This is a genomic window from Agromyces arachidis (assembly GCF_052805135.1).
This window is the reverse complement of the sequence record NZ_JBRBDK010000001.1, coordinates 1-15,809: the sequence shown is the minus strand read 5'-3', so window position 1 is coordinate 15,809 and position 15,809 is coordinate 1. Positions and strand designations below refer to the sequence as shown.

Annotated in this window: 16 protein-coding genes and 1 tRNA gene; 5 read left to right on the top strand and 12 right to left on the bottom strand. The window is 72.5% G+C overall.

Going from position 1 to position 15,809, the window contains the following annotated elements; all coding sequences use genetic code 11:
- Nucleotides 1-64: 64 nt before the first annotated feature.
- The 3 genes from phoH2 to ACUY4T_RS00075 form a co-directional block, all read right to left on the bottom strand.
- Nucleotides 65-1,411, bottom strand: coding sequence for an RNA 5'-3' helicase PhoH2 (gene phoH2 / locus ACUY4T_RS00085; RefSeq protein WP_446017396.1), 1,347 nt, complete (start codon nt 1,409-1,411; stop codon nt 65-67).
- Nucleotides 1,412-1,649: 238 nt separating this feature from the next.
- Nucleotides 1,650-2,768 carry an aminotransferase class V-fold PLP-dependent enzyme gene (locus tag ACUY4T_RS00080; protein WP_446016863.1) on the bottom strand — a complete coding sequence of 373 codons (1,119 nt, stop codon included), beginning with the start codon at nt 2,766-2,768 and terminating at the stop codon, nt 1,650-1,652.
- 55 nt (nt 2,769-2,823) lie between these two features.
- Nucleotides 2,824-3,609: an isoprenyl transferase gene (locus ACUY4T_RS00075; RefSeq protein WP_446016862.1), complete on the bottom strand. Its 786-nt coding sequence runs from the start codon at nt 3,607-3,609 to the stop codon at nt 2,824-2,826.
- Nucleotides 3,610-3,683: 74 nt separating this feature from the next.
- Between ACUY4T_RS00075 and trhA the strand changes: the two genes are divergently transcribed.
- On the top strand, nt 3,684-4,484 hold the full coding sequence (trhA, locus tag ACUY4T_RS00070; RefSeq protein WP_446016861.1) for a PAQR family membrane homeostasis protein TrhA: 801 nt from the start codon (nt 3,684-3,686) through the stop codon (nt 4,482-4,484).
- Nucleotides 4,485-4,544: 60 nt separating this feature from the next.
- On the opposite strand, the gene ACUY4T_RS00065 is transcribed toward trhA, so the two are convergent.
- Nucleotides 4,545-4,823 (bottom strand): hypothetical protein, encoded by a 279-nt coding sequence (locus ACUY4T_RS00065; RefSeq protein WP_446016860.1) that lies wholly within the window; start codon nt 4,821-4,823, stop codon nt 4,545-4,547.
- Nucleotides 4,824-4,895: 72 nt separating this feature from the next.
- Here ACUY4T_RS00065 and ACUY4T_RS00060 point away from each other — a divergent pair, with 72 nt between their 5' ends.
- Entirely contained in the window at nt 4,896-5,387 is a 492-nt protein-coding gene (locus ACUY4T_RS00060; protein WP_446016859.1) for a DUF4307 domain-containing protein, read from the top strand.
- Between the two features lie 60 nt (nt 5,388-5,447).
- Complete coding sequence (gene greA / locus ACUY4T_RS00055; protein ID WP_446016858.1) at nt 5,448-5,939, top strand: transcription elongation factor GreA; 492 nt, start codon at nt 5,448-5,450, stop codon at nt 5,937-5,939.
- Nucleotides 5,940-5,999: 60 nt separating this feature from the next.
- On the opposite strand, the gene ilvA is transcribed toward greA, so the two are convergent.
- Together ilvA and ACUY4T_RS00045 are read right to left on the bottom strand one after the other, a co-directional pair.
- Entirely contained in the window at nt 6,000-7,298 is a 1,299-nt protein-coding gene (gene ilvA / locus ACUY4T_RS00050) for a threonine ammonia-lyase (protein WP_446016857.1), read from the bottom strand.
- 1 nt (nt 7,299) lies between these two features.
- A complete protein-coding gene (locus ACUY4T_RS00045) occupies nt 7,300-8,511 on the bottom strand; it encodes an AI-2E family transporter (RefSeq protein ID WP_446016856.1) in 1,212 nt (403 codons plus the stop codon).
- 72 nt (nt 8,512-8,583) lie between these two features.
- Between ACUY4T_RS00045 and ACUY4T_RS00040 the strand changes: the two genes are divergently transcribed.
- Nucleotides 8,584-9,798: a winged helix-turn-helix domain-containing protein gene (locus ACUY4T_RS00040; protein WP_446016855.1), complete on the top strand. Its 1,215-nt coding sequence runs from the start codon at nt 8,584-8,586 to the stop codon at nt 9,796-9,798.
- 9 nt (nt 9,799-9,807) lie between these two features.
- On the opposite strand, the gene ACUY4T_RS00035 is transcribed toward ACUY4T_RS00040, so the two are convergent.
- The 4 genes from ACUY4T_RS00035 to ACUY4T_RS00020 are packed head-to-tail and all read right to left on the bottom strand — an operon-like array spanning nt 9,808 to nt 13,908.
- Nucleotides 9,808-10,680, bottom strand: a complete 873-nt coding sequence (locus ACUY4T_RS00035; protein WP_446016854.1) for a M48 family metalloprotease — start codon at nt 10,678-10,680, stop codon at nt 9,808-9,810.
- A gap of 3 nt (nt 10,681-10,683) precedes the next feature.
- Nucleotides 10,684-11,250, bottom strand: a complete 567-nt coding sequence (locus ACUY4T_RS00030; protein ID WP_446016853.1) for a LemA family protein — start codon at nt 11,248-11,250, stop codon at nt 10,684-10,686.
- A 40-nt stretch (nt 11,251-11,290) separates the two neighbouring features.
- The gene (locus ACUY4T_RS00025) at nt 11,291-12,649 is read right to left on the bottom strand and encodes a D-arabinono-1,4-lactone oxidase (RefSeq protein WP_446016852.1); all 1,359 of its coding nucleotides are present in this window, start codon (nt 12,647-12,649) and stop codon (nt 11,291-11,293) included.
- On the bottom strand, nt 12,646-13,908 hold the full coding sequence (locus ACUY4T_RS00020) for an alanine racemase (RefSeq protein WP_446016851.1): 1,263 nt from the start codon (nt 13,906-13,908) through the stop codon (nt 12,646-12,648). The genes ACUY4T_RS00025 and ACUY4T_RS00020 overlap by 4 nt, the downstream gene beginning before the upstream one ends.
- 57 nt (nt 13,909-13,965) lie before the next feature.
- On the opposite strand from ACUY4T_RS00020, the gene ACUY4T_RS00015 reads away from it, so the two are divergent.
- Entirely contained in the window at nt 13,966-14,892 is a 927-nt protein-coding gene (locus ACUY4T_RS00015; RefSeq protein ID WP_446016850.1) for a Ppx/GppA phosphatase family protein, read from the top strand.
- A 31-nt stretch (nt 14,893-14,923) separates the two neighbouring features.
- Here the strand turns inward: ACUY4T_RS00015 and ACUY4T_RS00010 are convergent, their stop codons facing one another.
- Nucleotides 14,924-15,607: a hypothetical protein gene (locus tag ACUY4T_RS00010; protein ID WP_446016849.1), complete on the bottom strand. Its 684-nt coding sequence runs from the start codon at nt 15,605-15,607 to the stop codon at nt 14,924-14,926.
- A gap of 75 nt (nt 15,608-15,682) precedes the next feature.
- Nucleotides 15,683-15,756, bottom strand: a tRNA-Leu gene (locus ACUY4T_RS00005).
- Nucleotides 15,757-15,809: the final 53 nt, after the last annotated feature.

Here is a 15,809-nt window from a genome sequence, read left to right as displayed (position 1 = left end):
ATCCGTACGACGACGACGGCCCCGGTAGCCCAGCGGCTCCGGGGCCGTCGTCGTCTCCGGCAGGTCAGGCCAGCTCGGCTCCGTCCAGCATCTCCGAGACCAGCGCCGCGATCGCCGAGCGCTCGGACCGCGTCAGCGTGATGTGGGCGAAGAGCGGATGCCCCTTCAGCGTCTCGATCACGCTCGCGACGCCGTCGTGACGGCCGACGCGCAGGTTGTCGCGCTGCGCCACGTCGTGGGTGAGCACGACCCGCGAGTTCTGCCCGACCCGGCTGAGCACCGTCAGCAGGACGTTGCGCTCGAGCGACTGCGCCTCGTCCACGATGACGAACGCGTCGTGGAGCGAACGACCGCGGATGTGGGTGAGCGGCAGGACCTCGAGGATGCCGCGGTCGACGACCTCGTCGAGCACGTTGTCGGACACCAGGGCGCCGAGCGTGTCGAAGACGGCCTGCGCCCACGGGTTCATCTTCTCGCCCTGGTCGCCGGGCAGGTAGCCGAGTTCCTGCCCGCCCACCGCGTAGAGCGGGCGGAACACCATGATCTTCTTGTGCTGCTGGCGCTCGAGGACGGCCTCGAGGCCGGCGCACAGGGCGAGCGCCGACTTGCCGGTTCCGGCGCGGCCGCCCAGGGAGAGGATGCCGACCTCCTGGTCGAGCAGCAGGTCGATGGCGAGGCGCTGCTCGGCCGAACGGCCGTGCACCCCGAACACGTCGCGGTCGCCGCGGACCAGTCGCACCTCGTGCTCGCCGACCACGCGGCCGAGCGCCGACCCCCGCTCGGACTGGATGACCAGGCCGGTGTTGATCGGCATGCCCTCGACCTCGGAGGTCGTGAGCGACTCGTGCTCGTAGAGGCTCGCCATGTCGTTCGATCCGAGCGCGAGCTCGGCCATGCCCGTCCAGCCGGAGTCCACGGCGAGCTCGGCCCGGTACTCCTGCGCATCGAGGCCGATCGACGCGGCCTTGACGCGCAGCGGGAGGTCCTTCGAGACGACGGTCACCGCGAGCCCGTCGTTGGCGAGGTTCATCGCGCACGCGAGGATGCGCGAGTCGTTGTCGGCGAGCTGCAGGCCGCTCGGGAGCACGGAGAGGCTCGAGTGGTTGAGCTCGACGCGCAGCGAACCGCCGTCGCCGACGGGGATCGGGAAGTCGAGCCGCTCGTGCTCGACGCGCAGGTCGTCGAGGATCCGCAGGGCCTTCCGGGCGAAGAACCCGATCTCGGGGTCGTTGCGCTTGGATTCGAGCTCGGTGATCACCACCACCGGCAGCACCACCGAGTGCTCGGCGAATCGGAACAGGGCGCGCGGGTCCGACAGCAGCACCGACGTATCGAGGACGTAGGTGCGCTCGGCCTGCGCGATCCCGCCGGGCGACGCCTCGGCGGGCGTGCGCCGCGCCTCCGGCTCGATCGATCCGACGGGGTTGGTGGGTTCCACAGAGGTCACGACCGCTCCTGCCCCGAGCTTCCGCTCGGCTCACGCGCCGGCCGGCGATCCTCCCACGAGCGGTTCACGAGCCGACTCGACCGGGCGCCTTGCCCGATGCCTCGACGGTACGACCGACCGGCGACATCCGCGTGAGCGACACGCGGCGCGCCATCCGCCGTTCACCCGGTGATCGCCGCGTGGACCGATACGCGGGCCGGCCTCAGTAGCTGACCGCGGTGCTGAACGAGACGAACGCGCCGCGCAGCATCTCGACGGTGTCCCCGTCGAGCGCCGCGTGGACGCTCAGTCGCACGCTGCCCGCCCGCGTCGTGGCGGTCACGCCGTGGTTGTGCAGCGACGCCGAGAGCACCGTCACGTGCTCGGGCTCCGGCTCGAGCACGACGATCCCGGCGCGTTCGCGCTCGTCGCGCGACGACGAGACCGGGACGGCGAACTCGTCGGCGAGGTCGATGACGCGGCTGACGTTCTCGGCGATCCGGGAGTTGACCGCGTCGACGCCGACCACGGCGAGCTCCTCCATCGTGGCGGCGAACCGCGCGGCGGCGATCGGGTCGGGGTTCGTCACCCGGAAGGCGCGCGCCGTGGGCGCGGGCGGGGGGACCTCGTCCCACACCTCGTCCTCCTCGGTGCCGGTGTACCCGGAGAAGACGGGGACGAGCTGCTCGCGGGCGCGCGCCGACACGGCCATGACGCCCGTGCCCCAGCCCGCACGGCACCACTTCTGCCCGCCCGTGACGACGACGTCGGCGAGGCTCCACGGAGCGTCGACGATGCCGAACCCCTGGATCGCGTCCACGATCAGCAGGCGGTCGCCGATCACCTGCCGGATGCCCTCCAGGTCGCAGAGGTACCCGGTCCGCGAGTCGACGAGGCTGACGGCGACCGCGGCCACGTTCGCCTCGAGCTGCTCGCGGATCCGGCCGGGCGTGACCTTGCCGTGGTCGGTCTCGAGCCACGCCGGCTGCACCGAGTGCAGCGCCTCGTTCGCGCGGACCGCGGCGATCGGCAGGCTGGGGAACTCCCCCGGCGAGAGCAGCACGGTGCCGGTGAGCCCGAACATCGACTGCATCAGTCCGGTGGTCGTGTTCGGGATCGCGACGACCTGGTCGGCCGCGAAACCCGTGAGCGCGGATGCCGCGGCACGCAATCTCGCGTCCTGCTCCCGCAGCGCGTCGAGGCTGCCGTGCCGGACCCGCTCGAGCACGTGCGTGAAGGCGAAGGTCTCCTCGGCGGCCGCGCGCGCGATCGGTCCGACCCGCCCGTAGTCGAGGTAGCCGGGCTCCTCGGAGAACCCGGCGAGGTACGCGTCCATGCTCATCGGGCCTCGATCCCCTTCCGTCAGGCCATATCCTGACATGCGCGGAGGGGAATGCTCACCCGCCGAAACGCCGGTGCCGCTTGGTGTAGTCGCGGATGGCGCGCAGGAAGTCGACCTGGCGGAGGTCGGGGCCGAGCGCCTCGACGAAGTAGAACTCGCTGTGGGCGGCCTGCCAGAGCATGAAGTCGCTCAGCCGCTGCTCGCCCGAGGTGCGGATGACGAGGTCCGGGTCGGGCTGCCCGCCGGTGTAGAGGTGCTCGCCGATGAGGTCGGGCGTGAGCGACTCCGCGAGGTCCTCCAGGCTGCGGCCCTCCGCGTGGTGGGAGGCCACGATCGAGCGCATGGCATCGGTGATCTCGCGACGGCCCCCGTACCCCACCGCGAGGTTGACGTGCAGGCCGGACTTGCCGGCCGTCCGACGCTCCGCGGCGTCGAGCGCCGCGACGAGCGGTTCGGGCAGGCCGGTGTTCGTCCCGACGTGCTGCACGCGCCAGTCGCGGTAGTGGCTGAGCTCCTCGGCGAGGTCGGCGATGATCTCGATGAGGTCGGTGAGCTCGTCGGAGGTGCGGTTGCCGAGGTTGTCGCTGGAGAGCAGGTAGAGCGTCACGACCCCGATGCCGAGGTCGTCGCACCACTCGAGGAACTCGCGCATCTTCGCCGCGCCGGCGCGGTGCCCGTGGGCGGCCGTCTCGTAGCCGAGCTGCTTCGCCCAGCGCCGGTTGCCGTCGATGATCATGGCCACGTGGTGCGGCAGTTCTGCCTGGTCGAGCTCCCGCCGGAGCCGGTTCTGGTAGAGCCGGTAGAGGAGTCCGCGACCGAGGTGGTGATCGCTCGTCTGCACCCGACTACGGTACTCCTCCGCGGGCGCCGGGCACTCACAGCATCCCGTGACCAGCGCGGCCGTACGCTGTGGTCATGACCCCCGCGCGCGAACCCGAAGACGTCGCCGAGCACCTCCGCCGACCGCAGTCCGAGCTGGACCCGGCCGACGCGGCCGTGGCCGTCGACGACGCCCGAGGCCCGGACCTGCCGAACCTCCCGCTCATCGACGCGTCGCCGGAGCACCCCGCCGACGTGCGGCCGACCTGGCGCGGCTGGATCCACGCGGGCACGTTCCCGGTCGCGATCGCCGCGGGCATCGTGCTCATCGCGCTCGCCGACGGGGCTGCGGCGAAGTGGGCCTCGGCCGTCTTCGTGCTGACGTCGATGCTGCTGTTCGGCAACTCGGCGCTCTACCACCGCTTCGACTGGAAGCCGCGCACCAAGGTCGTGCTGAAGCGCATCGACCACGCCAACATCTTCCTGCTCATCGCGGGCACGTACACGCCCCTGTCGATCCTCGCGCTCCCGCCGGAGAAGGGGATCGTGCTGCTCACGCTCGTCTGGGGCGGGGCGCTGCTCGGCATCGCGTTCCGGGTGTTCTGGATCACCGCGCCGAGGTGGCTGTACGTGCCGCTGTACCTGCTGCTCGGGTGGGCCGCGGTGATGTACCTCGGCGATCTGCTCGAGGCGAGCGTCGCGATGATGGTCCTCGTGATCGTCGGCGGCGTGCTCTACACGATCGGGGCGATCGTCTACGGCATGAAGCGGCCGAACCCCTGGCCGGGGCACTTCGGCTTCCACGAGATCTTCCACGTCTGCACGGTGCTCGCGTTCATGTGCCACTGGACCGCGACCCTGCTGATCGCCATCGACCCGCTGTACCCCGCCGGCTGATCCCGCGACGCGACGCGTCGTCCGCCCGGGCGGCGCGTCGGATCGCGCGACCTGGGCGCGCTACTCGGGCTTCGAGTTCGGGGCGTCGGATGCGGCCGCGTCGTCGGACCCCGTCTCGCCGCGCGCCGCGCGCTCCTCGGCGTCGAGCCGCTCCTGCGCCTCGGCGCGGTAATTCACCCGCCGGATGCGGCGCACCATGTCGAGCACCAGCAGCAGCACCACCGCCATCACGATGAACGTGATCACGAATCCCTCGACGCCGGGGGTGACGTCGTTCGGGTCGAACTCCTCCTCCGCGGCGAGGGCGATCAGCGCGGTGACGGACGACGCGAGGTGCATCGGGATCCCTTCAGGGGCGGGGCGTAGGCTTGGTGGAAGCCTAGACGATCCGAACCGGGAAGGAGCCGGGCGGTGCCCCCACGCGAGTCCGCCGATGCCGCGGCCGTCGACGCCGTAGCCGAGGACGGCACCGTCGAGTCGCCCGTGGCGCGCGGCGCCGACGCCGCGCCGTCCGCCGAGCTCGACCGGCGGTACGGCCGCACGCCCGATCGCCGACGCCGCGACCGCTGGCTCCTCGTCGGGGCCGCGGCGGCCTTCGCCGTGGTGCTCGTGTCGTGGGTGGTCTGGGCGGGCCTCGACGGCAGCCGGCCGCAGGTCCAGGCGACCGACCTCGGTCACCGGCTCATCGACGACCACGCGGTCGAGGTGACCTGGCGCCTCTCGGTCCCCGCCGGCAACGAGACGGCGTGCATCGTGCAGGCCTACAACGACGACTTCACGGTCGTCGGGTGGCGGATCGTCGAGATCCCGGCATCCGAGCGGCCGCTCCGCACCTTCACCGAGACCGTCCGGACGGCCCTGCAGCCGAACACCGGTTTGGTCACGGAGTGCTGGCTGATCTAACATGGGAGATTCGCTCCGGCATTCGCCGGGGCGTCACGTCTATACACGGGAGTGTGCACCATGGCGCAGGAGGCAACCGTCACCTGGCTCACCCAGGAGGCCTACGACCGGCTCGCCGGCGAGCTCGAGCACCTCTCCACCACCGGCCGCGAGGAGATCGCGAAGCGCATCGAGGCCGCGCGTGAAGAGGGCGACCTCAAGGAGAACGGCGGCTACCACGCCGCGAAGGACGAACAGGGCAAGCAGGAGGCCCGCATCCGCCAGCTGACCGAGCTGCTGCGCAACGCCGAGGTCGGCGAGGCGCCGCAGTCGAGCGGCGTCGTCGAGTCCGGCACGGTCATCACGGCCGTCGTCGCCGGCGACGAGGAGCGGTTCCTCATCGGCAGCCGCGAGATCGCGGGCGACTCCGAGCTCGACGTGTTCAGCGAGCAGTCCCCGCTCGGCGAGGCGATCCTCGGCCTGAAGGTCGGCGACTCGACGTCGTACACCGCGCCCAACGGGCGCGAGATCCCGGTCGAGATCCGCAAGGTCGAGACCTGGGGCGGCCAGTAGCCGTCGACCCGAGCCTCGAGGGGCGGGTGCGCGCGTTCCGGCGCGGCATCCGCCCCTCGCTCATTCCTCGATGATCTCGGGCTCGTAGCCGGCGCGGCGCAGCACCTCGACGACCTCCGCGCGATGCGCGGGGCCTCGCGTCTCGACCGAGAGCTGCAGCGCCACCTCGGAGATCTGCATCCCGGCCCCGTGGCGCGTATGCAGGACCTCGACGACGTTCGCGTTGGCCTCGGCGACGAGCTCGGCGATGCGCGCCAGCTGGCCGGGCCGGTCCGGCAGCCCGATGCGCAGCGTCAGGTAGCGGTCGGATGCCGCCAGGCCGTGCGCGATGACGCGCTGCATGAGCAACGGGTCGATGTTGCCGCCCGAGAGCACCACGACCGTGGGGCCGTCCGGCCGCACGGCACCGGTCATCAGCGCGGCGACCCCGACGGCCCCGGCCGGCTCGACGACGAGCTTCGCGCGTTCGAGCAGCACCAGGAGCGCCCGCGCGATGTCGTCCTCCGTGACGGTCACCACCTCGTCGACCGCGTGGCGGATGATGTCGAAGTTCAGCTCGCCGGGCCGGTACACGGCGATGCCGTCGGCGATCGTGGGCACGACGGGCACGGTGGTCGGCGCCCCGGCCTCCAGCGACGGCGGATACGGCGACGCGTTCTCCGCCTGGACGCCGATGACGCGCACGGTGCGGCCGAGTGCGGCGGCCCGCTGCTTCGCCGCGCTGGCGATCCCGGCCGCGAGGCCCCCGCCGCCGATCGGCACGATGATCGTGGTGACGTCGGGCGCCTGCTCGAGGATCTCGAGTCCGAGGGTGCCCTGGCCGGCGATGACGTCGGCGTGGTCGAACGGCGGGATCAGGACCGCGCCGGTGTCCTCCGCGAAGCCGGCGGCGGCCTCGAGGGTCTCGCCCACCGAGTCGCCGCGGAGCACCACGTCGGCGCCGTAGGCGCGTGTGGCCTCGAGCTTCGGCAGCGCGACGCCGACGGGCATGAAGATCGTCGCGCGGATGCCCAGCTCGCGCGCGGCGTACGCCACGCCCTGGGCGTGGTTGCCGGCCGACGCCGCCACGACCCCGTTGGCGCGCTCCTCGGCCGTCAGCGCCGAGATGCGGTTGAAGGCGCCGCGGAGCTTGTAGGAGCCCGTGCGCTGGAGGTTCTCGCACTTCAGGTGCACCGGCACGCCGGCGAGCGCCGCGAGGAAGCGCGAGGACTCCATCGGCGTGCGTCGGGCGACGTGGGCGACGACCTCGTGCGCGCGCTCGAACCCCGCGAGGTCGGGGCCGGGCCAGGCGGGGGCCGGCGGGCCGGGCGGCTGCACGGGCGTCGCGTCCGGGGCGAGGGCGTCGATGGCGTGGTTCATGTCACCGTCCGTATCCGGGGCGCTGCGGCACGGTGCGCCACAGCGGCGACCTGGTCTCCGCGGGGGCCGGCGGCGCGGCCTGCTTCCAGGTGCCGCCGGCGATGTAGAGGATCATGACGTTCAGCACCGCCGCGACGGGGACGGCGAACAGCGCGCCCGGGATGCCGGCCAGCAGCGACCCGGTCGTCACCGCGATGACCACGCCGAGCGGATGCACCTTCACCGCGGTGCCCATGATGAGCGGCTGCAGCACGTGGCCCTCGACCTGCTGGACGAGCAGCACGACGCCGAGCATGGCGAGCGCGATGCCCCAGCCGTTGTACACGAGCGCGACGAACACCGCGAGCGCACCCGTGACCACCGCTCCGACGATGGGGATGAACGAGCCGAGGAACACCAGGATCGCGATGGGGATCGCGAGCGGCACGCCGAGCAGCAGCGCCCCCAACCCGATGCCGATCGCGTCGATCGTGGCGACGAGGATCTGGACCTTCACGAAGTTCTGCAGCGTGGCCCAGCCGGCCCGGCCGCTGCCGTCGATCGCCGCCCGGGCACGGCGCGGGAAGATCCCGACGAGCCAGTTCCAGATGAACTTCCCGTCGATGAGGATGAACAGGGTCGCGAAGAGCGCCAGCAGGAGGCCGGCGAGGAAGTGCCCGACGGTGGAGCCCACCGAGAGCGCGCCGCTGACGAGCACGCTGCTGTTGTCCTGCATCGCCGCGACGACCTCCTGCACCCAGGAGTCGATCTGCGCCGACGTGATGTGCAGCGGTCCCTCCAGCAGCCAGGCGCGGAAGTCCTCCCACGCGATCACGCTCTGCCGGGCCAGGTCGCCGGACCCGCGCACGATCTGCGAGATGCCGAGCGTCAGTAGCCCTGCGACGGCGACCAGGGTGGTGAGCATCGCGACCGTGACGGCGAGCCACTTGGGCCAGCGGTGCCGCTGCAGGAATTCGGAGAAGGGCACGAGCAGCGCGGAGAGCAGCACCGCGACGAGGACCGGGATCACGACGAAGCGCAGCTGGATCACGAGGAACACGACGACCGCGAGGACGCCGCCTACGAGCAGCAGCCGCCACGACCACGCGGCCGCGACCCGCATCGGATACGGCACGGACTCGGACGCGTCGCGACGCTCGGCGTGCGTGTCGGGCGCGGGGGCGCGCCGCGTGCGCGCGCGTCGGATGCGCGAGGTGCCCTTGGCGTCCGCCATGTCCCCAGTCTAGGCTCCGCGTCGCGGTCGACCCGCCCGGATGTCGCGGGCTCCCGCTAGGGTCTGAGCACCATGGTCGACCACGTCAGCCCCGCCCTCGCCCGCCGCATCGCGCTCGCCGCCCAGGGGTTCGGCCGCCCGCGTCCCGCCGCAGCCGGCACCCGCGCGATCGCCGGCGTCGTCGACCGGCTCGGCCTGCTCCAGATCGACTCGGTCAACGTGTTCGAACGGAGCCACTACCTGCCCGCCTTCAGTCGCGTCGGTGCCTACGACCGCAGCGCGCTCGACCGCCTCGCGTGGGGCAGGCGCGGCCGGCTCGTCGAGTACTGGGCGCACCAGGCCGCGTTCATCCCGCGCGAGCTCTGGCCGCTGTTCGAGTTCCGGCGCGAGGAGTACCGGCAGCAGGGCGCCTCCGAGTGGGGCGGCTGGCTGAGCGAGAACCGGCGGCTGGCCGACTGGCTGCGGGTCGAGCTGGCCGCCAACGGACCGATGCCCGCGAGCGCCATCGAGCACGACGCGAACACGCGCCGCGGCCCGTGGTGGGGATGGTCCGACGTGAAGCGGACCCTCGAGTGGATGTTCCGCACCGGCGAGGTGGTCTGCGTCGACCGGCGTCGCTTCGAACGGGTCTACGCGCTCCCCGAGCAGGCGCTCGACGCGTCGCTGCTCGAGGGCGCGCCCGCTGCCGACGACCAGGTCCGCGCCCTGGTCGAGCGGGCGGCCTCCGCACTCGGCATCGCCACCGCCGCCGACCTCGCCGACTACTGGCGGATGAAGGCCGTGCAGGTACGCCCCGCGATCGGCGACCTCGTCGACGCCGGAGTGCTGCAGCCGGTCGAGGTGCCCGGCTGGACCACGGGCGGCCGCCCCGTTCCGGCGTGGCTCCACCGCGACGCGCGGCGGCCGCGCCGCGTCGAGGCCGCCGCGCTGCTGTCGCCGTTCGACCCGGTGGTCTGGTTCCGGCCGCGGGCCGAGCGGCTCTTCGACTTCCACTACCGGATCGAGATCTACACCCCCGAGGCGCAGCGGCAGTTCGGCTACTACTCGCTGCCCGTGCTGCTCGACGACCGGATCGTGGGTCGCATCGACCTCAAGAGCGATCGGGCGGCGCGCGTCCTCCGAGTCCAGTCCGCGTGGGCGGAATCGCACGCGCCGGCCGAGACCGCCGAGCGGCTGGCCCCCGTGCTGCGCGACGCGGCGCGATGGCAGGGACTCGACGACGTGGTGGTCACCGGGCGGGGTGACCTCGCCGGCGCGGTCGCGTCGGCGCTCGACGCGGCCGCCTGACGCGGTCGACTAGAAGCTGCGGCCCATCTCGTGGAGCCGCTTCACCCGCTCGGCGATGGGCGGGTGCGTGGCGAAGAGCCGGTCGATGACCCCCGGCTTCAGCGGGTCCGCGATCCACAGGTGGGCCATCGACGAGTTCTGGCGCTGCATCGGCCGGCCGTACTGCTCGAGCTTGAGCAGGGCCCTCGCGAGCGCGTCAGGATGCCGGGTCGTCATGGCGCCCGTGGCATCCGCCAGGTACTCGCGCTGCCGCGAGATCGCGAGCTGCACCATGCTCGCCACGAGCGGCGCGACGAGCATCGCGACGAGGCCGAAGACGAGCACCACCGGATTGCCGTTGTTGTTCCGGCCGAAGACGGTCATGCGGAGGAACAGGTCGGCGAGGAACCCGATCGCCACGACGAGTCCGAAGACGACCATCGAGAGGCGGATGTCGTAGTTGCGGACGTGCCCGAGCTCGTGGGCCATGACGCCCTCGAGTTCCGAGTCGTCCATGATCTCGAGCAGCCCGGTCGTGGCCGCCACGACCGCGTGCTCGGGGTCGCGGCCCGTGGCGAACGCGTTCGGAGCCGGATCGGAGATGACGAACACGCGCGGCATCGGCGTGCCCGTCGTGATGGACAGGTTCTCGACCGTGCGCCACAGGCGCGGGTGGTCGCGGACGCCGTGGATCTCCACGGCCCCCGACATCGACAGCGCCTGCCGGTCGGCGGTGAAGTACTGGAACAGCGCGTAGGCCGTCGCGATCACGATGGTGATCACGACGATCGTGAGGTCGCCGTAGATCACCGATGCGAGGTACCCGAGCCCGCCGACGATGGCGAGGAAGAGCAGGATGGTGAAGACGGTGTTGCGCTTGTTCCGGGCGATCGCTCGGTACATCGGCTAGAACTGCACGCGCGGCGGCTCGGCGATCGCGGCGGGCTCCGTGACCTCGAAGAACTCGCGCTCGTGGAACCCGAGGCTGCGCACGAAGAGCGTGTTCGGGAACACCTTGATCTTCGTGTTGAGCTCGCGCACGCCCCCGTTGTAGAAGCGGCGCGACGCCTGGATCTTGTCCTCGGTGTCGACGAGCTCGGACTGGAGCTGGAGGAAGTTCTGGCTGGCCTGCAGCTGCGGGTACGCCTCGGCGACGGCGAAGATCGACTTCAGCGCCTGCTGCATGTGGTTCTCGGCCGCGCCCGCCTCGGCCGGCCCCTGCGCCTGCAGGGTCTCGGCGCGGGCCTTCGTGACGTTCTCGAAGACCGCCTTCTCGTGCGCCGCGTAGCCCTTGACCGCCTCGATCAGGTTGGGGATGAGGTCGGCACGGCGCTTGAGCTGCACGGTGATGTCGCTCCACGCCTCGTCGACGCGCACGTTGAGCGTGACCAGCGAGTTGTACGTGGCCCACAGGTAGATGCCGATCACCAGCACCAGGACGACGACGATGATGAGCGGGATCAGCCATTCCATGACGCGGACTCCTGAGGCTTCGGCGACGATCGGGTCTCCGTCAGTCTACGCTGCGCGGGTCCCCCGCCGCCGGAGTTCCCATCCGACTCCGAGCGAGCACGCGGTCGAGGTAGGGGTTCGTGAACCGCCCGTCCGGGTCGAGCTCGTCCCGCACGCGCAGGAAGTCGTCGAATCGCGGATACCGATCGCGCAGGGCCTCGGCGCCGAGCGAATGCTCCTTGCCCCAGTGCGGCCGTCCGCCGAGGTCGAGCATGATCGCCTCGACGCCGCCGAAGTACTCCCGGGGGTCCTCGCGGAAGTACCGGTGCACCGCGACGTAGCCGGTCTCGCGCCCGTAGGCGGTCGAGAGCCAGAGGTCGTCGGATGCCGCGGCGCGGACCTCGATCGGGAAGCTGATGCGCCATCCGTTGCGTTCGATCAGCCGGCGCACCGCGCGCACCGCCTCGGGGACCGCCTCAAGCGGGATGGCGTACTCCATCTCGCGGAACCGCGCCGATCGTCCCGCGGTGAACACCGCCGGAGAGAAGTCCGAGAACTCGCGATCGGGCGCGAGCCGCTCCACCAGCCGGGCGAGCGGCGGGGTGATCGCGGGCACGACCCGTCCGGCTGCGCAGATCGCCCGCAGCGCCCCGTTCGCGAGGAGCTCGTCGTCGACCCACCCCGAGATGCGGCCGACGGGGCGGCGCTCCACGTCGCCGGGCAGGCGCGTGTTCGTCTTGGTCAGCGCGCTGCCGGTGTGCGGGAACCAGTACACGTCGAGGTGGTCGACCTCGCGCACCCGCTCGGTCCATCCGTCGATGACCTCGTCGAACGGCTCGGTGCGCTCGACCGCGTGCAGCACGAAGCGCGGCACGAGCTGGAGGGTGACGTCGACGAGGACGCCCAGCGCGCCGAGCCCGAGCCGGATCGCCGGGAGCAGCTCGGGCCGTTCCCGATCGCTCACGCGCACCATCCGCCCGGTGCCGTCGACGAGGGTCGCCGCGACCACCTGCGTCGCGAGCCCGCCGAACGCGAGTCCGGTCCCGTGGGTCCCGGTCGACACCGCGCCGGAGATCGTCTGCCGGTCGATGTCGCCCATGTTCGCCATCGCGAGGCCGTACGGCTCCAGCAGCCGCGGCAGCCGGTGCAGCGGAGTGCCCGCGCCGAGCGTGACCCGGCCCGCGGCGACATCCGCGTCGAGGACCCCCGAGAGGTCGCCGAGGTCGAGCTGCACATCGGGCGCCACCGCGATCCCGGTGAAGCTGTGCCCGGACCCGACCGCCTTGATCCGGAGGCCGGACGACGCCGCGGCCTGCACCGCGCGCTGGACCGCGCCGGCGTCGGCGGGGCGCTCCACCCGGACCGGCCGGACCGCCTCGGTGCGCGACCAGTTGCGCCACACGGCGCCCGTCGCCGTCACAGGAACGCCTTCCCCTCGCCGCGGTACGTCGGCAGCTCGCCGACGACCGCCTCGCCGTCGACGAGCGCGAACGACGCGACGTGCTCGGCGAGCTCCCCGGACTTCGCGTGCCGCAACCAGACCCGGTCGCCGGGGCGCAACCGCCCGGCACCGGGGCCGCTGAGAGGAGTCTGCACCTCTCCCGCCCCCTCGCGCGGCAGCATCCGCAGCCCGTCGGGCCAGCACACCTCGGGCAGGCGATCCCCGCCCGGCGGCCCCGACGCGACCCATCCCCCGCCGAGCAGCGCGGCGTGGTCGGGGCCGGGCGAGCGCACCACGTCGAGTGCGAACGCCGCGGCGGGCGCGGGCGTGAAGTCCTCGTAGGCGTCGAACAGGTGCCCGGCGAACAGGCCGGAACCCGCGGCGACCTCGGTGACGCTCGGGTCGGCGACCGTCGCCTCGATCGACCCGGTGCCGCCGGCGTTCACGAACTCCAGGTCCGCGATCTTGCGCACCGCCGCCACGGCTCGCGCGCGTCGCTCGACCAGCTCGGCCATCGACCGAGACTTCATCCAGCGGTTCCGCGCGCCCTCGAGCGCCCGCCCGGCCGGCCGGTCCGCGATCCCGGCCACCTGCGCCTCGTACGACATGATGCCCACCAGCCGGAATCCCGGTCGCGCCGCGATCGCCTCGGCGAGTGCGACCGCGTCGGCCGGCTCGTGCACGGGCGACCGTCGCACGCCAACGTGGCCGAGCAGCGGTGCCCGCCACGACGCGTCGAGGTCGAGGCAGAGCCGCACCGTCTCGCCGCGGCCGGGCGGGCGAACCGCGTCGACGAGGTCGAGCTGGTCGACCGAGTCGACCATCAGCGTCACCCGCGCGGCGGCCTCCGGATCCTCGACCAGGCGGCGGATGCCGCGCCGGTCGGCCGTCGGGTACCCGACCACCGCGTCCTCGACCGAGCCCGTGCCGACGAGCCAGAGCGCCTCGGCGAGCGTGAAGGCGAGCACGCCGCGGTATCCCGGCATCCGTCCGAGCGCCTCGAGCACCCCGCGCACGCGGAGCGACTTCGACGCGACGCGGATCGGGGTCCCCGCCGCGCGCCGGACGAGGTCGCGCGCGTTGTGCCGCAGCGCGCCGAGGTGGAGCGTCGCGACCGGAGCATCGAGGTCGGCGGTCGCCGCCCCGAGGCCGCCCCAGAACCGCGCCGGGTCGTCCCACGGCGCCGTGCCGGGCTGTTCCGGGACGCCGATGTCGAGCCGGAGGTCGAGTGCGGTCACGGGCCACAGTATGCATCCGGGGCGCGCCGGGCGCCAGCGACCCAGTACGCTCGCACCATGCGCCTCGGGGTACTCGACGTCGGTTCGAACACCGTCCACCTGCTCGTCGTCGATGCGCATCCGGGCGCGCGGCCGATTCCGACCGCGTCGGAGAAGTCGGTCCTGCGGCTGATGCGCTACCTCGACGACGACGGAGCGATCAGCGAGGAGGGCGTCGAGGCCATCCTCGACGCGGTGCGCCAGGCGGTGAAGGTGGCCCGGAAGTCCGGCATCGACGAGATGCTGGCCTTCGCCACGTCGGCCATCCGCGAGGCGACCAACGGCGCCGAGGTGCTCGAACGCGTGGAGGAGGCCGCCGGGATCCACCTCGACGTGCTGAGCGGGCCCGACGAGGCGCGGATCACGTTCCTCGCGGTCCGTCGCTGGTACGGCTGGTCGGCCGGGCGCGTGCTGCTGTTCGACATCGGCGGCGGCTCGCTCGAGATCGCGCACGGCGGCGACGAGGTCCCGGATGTCGCGCGGTCGGTCCCGCTCGGCGCAGGCCGGTCGACCATCGAGTTCCTCCCGGACGACCCGCCCACCGACAAGCAGGTCGAGAAGCTGCGCAAGCACGCCAGGTCGGTGCTCCGCGACGCCGTGGACGACATGGGCGGGATCCCCGAGATCGACCACGTCGTCGGCTCGTCGAAGACGATCCGCTCGCTCGCGAAGCTGGCCGGCGACACCGAGGAGGGCGTGGGGTCGGAGGACCGCAGCATCCTTCGGCTGTCGCAGCTCGACGACTGGATCCCCAGGATCGCGAAGATCCCCGCCGACGCTCGGCCGAACCTGCCGGGCATCACGGCCGATCGCACGTTCCAGATCGTCGCCGGGGCGGTCGTGCTCTCCGAGACGATGCGCGCCTTCAAGGCGAAGGTCCTCGAGGTGTCGCCGTGGGCGCTCCGCGAGGGACTCATCCTGCGGCGTCTCGACCGCCTCTCCTGACGCGACGAGGCGCGACGCGCCGCGGCGCCGGCTAGGACCCGGCGAGCAGGACCTGACCGAGCACTCCGAGCGCCACGACGCCGAGCCCGGCGGCGAGTACGGCGACGCCGCCGACTCGCCGTCGTTCGAACAGGCGCGCCAGGCCGACGAGGCCGACGCCGATGCCGGAGAGGATCAGGACGACCGTGCCGCCGGCGGCCGCCCAGAACCGGGCGCCGTCCGCGCCGGTGATCGCGATGACGTAGACCGCGAGGAGCGTGAGCACGGCGACGATCACCGCGATGCCGGCGGCTCCCTCGGCGAGTTCGCGAGCGGTCTCCGGGGCCGCCGAGGGCGGAGCGGCCCACGGGCCGTCGACGTGCGTCGGTCCGGTGCGGTACCGCGGGACGAGCACCCGGACCACGGCATCCAGGTCGGCCGGATCGGGGAGGTCGATCGGGACGGCGAGGAACGCGCGGAGCCATCGTCGCTCGACGCCGCTCGACGCGAGCAGCCGCGCGAGCCGGTCGCGTTCCCGCTCCGTGGTCCACCCGTCGACCACGATCCCCCACCGGCCCGCTTGGTCGGGGCAGTCGAGGTCCCGGTACAGCTCGGCCAGCGCCAGTCGATGCTCGAAGGGCGGCCGGTCGCGGGTCGCGGCCGGCTTCAACGTCTCGATCGCCGCACGGGGGTTGCCGGCGTCGAAGAGCTCGCGGGCACGTCGGACGGTGTCCACCGGCGACTCCTCCTCGATCGTGACGCGGCCTCGACCGCGTGGCGCACGCACGCCCGCCGCGGGAGGGAGAGACGGTGCTCCCGCTGGGATTCGAACCCAGACTGAGGCGAGTTTAAGTCGCCTGCCTCTGCCGATTGGGCTACGGGAGCGGGGGGGGGGGGGGGGGGGGGGGGGGGGGGGGGGGGGGGGGGGGGGGGGGGGG

Bases quoted from the DNA above. Each gene is read 5' to 3' on its own strand.
- ACUY4T_RS00080 (WP_446016863.1), bottom strand. From the start codon at position 2,768: ATGAGCATGGACGCGTACCTCGCCGGGTTCTCCGAGGAGCCCGGCTAC.
- ACUY4T_RS00065 (WP_446016860.1), bottom strand. From the start codon at position 4,823: ATGCACCTCGCGTCGTCCGTCACCGCGCTGATCGCCCTCGCCGCGGAG.
- ACUY4T_RS00045 (WP_446016856.1), bottom strand. From the start codon at position 8,511: ATGGCGGACGCCAAGGGCACCTCGCGCATCCGACGCGCGCGCACGCGG.
- trhA (WP_446016861.1), top strand. From the start codon at position 3,684: ATGACCCCCGCGCGCGAACCCGAAGACGTCGCCGAGCACCTCCGCCGA.
- ACUY4T_RS00015 (WP_446016850.1), top strand. From the start codon at position 13,966: ATGCGCCTCGGGGTACTCGACGTCGGTTCGAACACCGTCCACCTGCTC.
- greA (WP_446016858.1), top strand. From the start codon at position 5,448: ATGGCGCAGGAGGCAACCGTCACCTGGCTCACCCAGGAGGCCTACGAC.
- ACUY4T_RS00030 (WP_446016853.1), bottom strand. From the start codon at position 11,250: ATGGAATGGCTGATCCCGCTCATCATCGTCGTCGTCCTGGTGCTGGTG.
- ilvA (WP_446016857.1), bottom strand. From the start codon at position 7,298: ATGAACCACGCCATCGACGCCCTCGCCCCGGACGCGACGCCCGTGCAG.
- ACUY4T_RS00040 (WP_446016855.1), top strand. From the start codon at position 8,584: ATGGTCGACCACGTCAGCCCCGCCCTCGCCCGCCGCATCGCGCTCGCC.
- ACUY4T_RS00035 (WP_446016854.1), bottom strand. From the start codon at position 10,680: ATGTACCGAGCGATCGCCCGGAACAAGCGCAACACCGTCTTCACCATC.